Genomic DNA, 2811 nt, shown 5'->3' with positions numbered 1-2811 from the left:
TCCTTCATCTCGTGTGGCTGCCGGCCCGGGCCGGTCAGCCGTCGGGACGCGATCGCGGTTTCACCAGGCCGCTCCCAGTAAGGGCACGAGGGCGGGCCTGCCGGGGCCTGCCCGATGTCGATGTTCATCGCGGTGCTGCCGGTGGCCTCGAAGGTCGCCCCGGTCTCCCGTTCCAGAGCCGGGCGTTCCGAGCGGATCGTCTTGACCACGCTCTTGGTGTCCTCGGTGTTCGGGCCCGCGGTCGGGACCGCCGAGAACAGGGCGGCGTCACCGGCCGGGTTGAACTGCGCGGGGGACACGGACACGACGCCGGAAGTGGCCCCGATCTGCTGGGCGATCTCGTTCACGGCCGCTTTGGCCTCAACCGCGCCCTTGGCGTCCACGACGATCGTCAACGGCCCGTCGAAACCCGCGCCGAAGCCGTCCGCGAGCGCGTCGTAGGCACGCCGCTCGGTGGAGGAGGCGAGCTTCGGCTCGGCGCCCGGCATGCCCATCTCCAACTGCGCGGCGGGCAGGGCCAGTCAGGGAGCCGCTTGCGCGCGGTACGGGAGAGCACGACGTTCGGCCACATCCCGAGCAGGGCCGGGACGAGTGTGAGGGCGACCAGAACGGCGAATACCACCGCACCCGCCGCACACAGCCCCTTGAGAAGGAGTGCCGATTACGACATGAGGAGACTACGGGATCCGCTTCTCCGGTGAGCGGCAGAAACGATTCAACTTCCCTTGTTCACTCAGGGCCTGCTCGGCTTCACCTTCCTGTCGATGCCGTTCACCCGCACGGTGACCTTCCGTTGGTTCCTCGCCCGGTCGGCCGTGATTCTGTACGACGTGACCTTCCCGTCGCGCCACTCGCAGCTGACCTCGTAGCCGCCGCGGGCACGGAGTCCGCTGAAGGAGCCCTTGGCCTTCCAGCCGTCCGGCAGGGCGGGCAGCAGGTGGATGACGCCGTCGTGGCTCTGCAGGAGCATCTCCGCGACGGCGCCCGAGATACCGAAGTTGCCGTCCATCTGGAAGGGCGGGTGGTTGCAGAACAGGTTGGGCAGCGTGTTGTAGGTCAGCAGCCCGCGCAGCATGATCTGGGCGCGATGCCCATCTCCCAGTCGGGCGAAGAGGGCCGCCCGCCAGGGCCAGGTCCATGATCGGCGGCTGTCGCCCGACACCGTCGCGGCCGTGAAGGGCACGCCTTCCTTCTCGCCGCATCGCGCCTTGAGGGAGACGAGGGCGGCGGCCGCGAACTCGGGTGTTTTGGGGGTTATTTGGCGGCCCGGGTAGACCGCGAAGAGATGCGAGGTGTGGCGGTGGATGTCGGTGGGGCTGTCGATGTCCTCCTGCCACTCCTGCAACTGGCCCCACTTGCCTACCTTGTTCGGCGCGAGGCGAGCCTGCAGGTCCGCGACCTTGGCGCGGTAGGCAGGGTCCGCCTTGAGCACCGCCTCGCAGTCGAGGTAGTTCTGGAACAGGTCCCAGATGATCTGCTGGTCGTACATGACGCCGTCCTCGCGCGGCCCGTGCTCGGGTGACCAGCCGTTCGGCGCGACGAGGAGTCCGTCCTCGCGCTCCTTGAGATGGCCCTCCCAGAACTCGCAGATCTCCTTGATCATCGGGTAGGCGAGGGTCCGGAGGTAACCCAGGTCCTGGGTGAACGCCCAGTGCTCGTACAGGTGTTGTGCGTACCAGGCACTCGCGACGGTGTTCCACTCCCACGCGTTGCCGCCGAAGACGCTCTGGCTGGTGCGGGCGGTCCAGCCGCGCGTGTCCTTGCCGAAGGCGTTGCGGGTCGCCACGCGGCTGGGCACCGCCACCTGCTCGATGAACCGGACGAGCGCCTCATGACACTCCGGCAGGTTGGTCGTCTCGGCTCCCCAGTAGTTCATCTGGACGTTGATGTTGGTGTGGTAGTCGGAGGCCCACGCCGGCTGGTTGCTGTCGTTCCACAGGCCCTGGAGATTGGCGGGCAGACCGTTCGGGCGCGAGGAACTGACCAGCAGGTAGCGGCCGTAGTCGAACATCGCCTGCTCGAGTGTCGGGTCCGCCCCGCCCGCCGCGTAGCGCGCCAGCCGGGCATCGGTCGGCAGAGCGACGACGGCGGGGTCGGAGGCGCCCCAGTCGACCGAGACGCGGTTCATGAGGGCGCGTGTCTCGGCGATGTGCTGCTCGCGCAGCTTGTCGTAGGACCGGGAGGCAGCCTTGCCGAGCGCCCTGGCGATGCCCGGTTCCGGATCGGTTCCGCGCCACCCGGCGGCGGCGTCGAGCTTGTAGTCGGTGCGGGCGTCCAGGAGCAGGGTCAGGGTGGTGCAGCCGCTGAAGCGGAGCATCGATCCGTCGGCACGAACCTCGCCGTCGGTGTGCACGGCCTGGACGGTGCACGCGTGCTTGAGGCCGTTGCCCATGACACCGCTGAAGGCGATCCGGCGGGCGCGGGCGTCGACGGTCGTCGGAGTGTCGTCCTGTCCGGACGTCAGCGATATCGCTCCGGAGAGTCCCTGGGCGTGGTCCGACGTGTAGCGGAAGACCATGACGTCCGCGGACCGGCTCGCGAAAGCCTCCCGCAGGACGCGCCGTCCCGGTGCGCCGAAGCGGGTGACGTGCAGTCCCTTGACGAAGTCGAGGGTGCGCCGGTAGTCGACGACCGTCCGCTGCGTGCGTGTGTCGAAGCCCTTGCCTTCCAGCGCGATCTCGGCGATCTGGAAGCCGGTGGACGACGCGCCGGGGGTCAGGGTGAGCCGGTAGACGCGGTAGGCCGTGCTGTTGGCGATCCGGAAAGTCCGGGTCTCACCGCGGCCGGCGAAGGGCGCTCCGGGGTTCTGCG

1 protein-coding gene and 1 pseudogene are annotated in these 2811 nt (G+C 68.9%); both read right to left on the bottom strand.

Going from position 1 to position 2811, the window contains the following annotated elements:
- Positions 1-104: 104 nt before the first annotated feature.
- Positions 105-643 (bottom strand): annotated as a pseudogene (locus tag ACFTZL_RS43685) (MMPL family transporter); the annotation flags it as partial.
- A gap of 90 nt (positions 644-733) precedes the next feature.
- A partial coding sequence (locus ACFTZL_RS43680; RefSeq protein WP_382595837.1) for a glycoside hydrolase N-terminal domain-containing protein occupies positions 734-2811 on the bottom strand: 2078 nt, incomplete at its 5' end.

It is taken from the genome of Streptomyces sp. NPDC056948, from assembly GCF_042674225.1.
In the GTDB taxonomy this organism is placed as follows: Bacteria; Actinomycetota; Actinomycetes; order Streptomycetales; family Streptomycetaceae; genus Streptomyces; species Streptomyces purpurascens.
The sequence above is the reverse complement of the archived record's forward strand: the minus strand, read 5'-3'. Positions and strand labels throughout refer to the sequence as shown.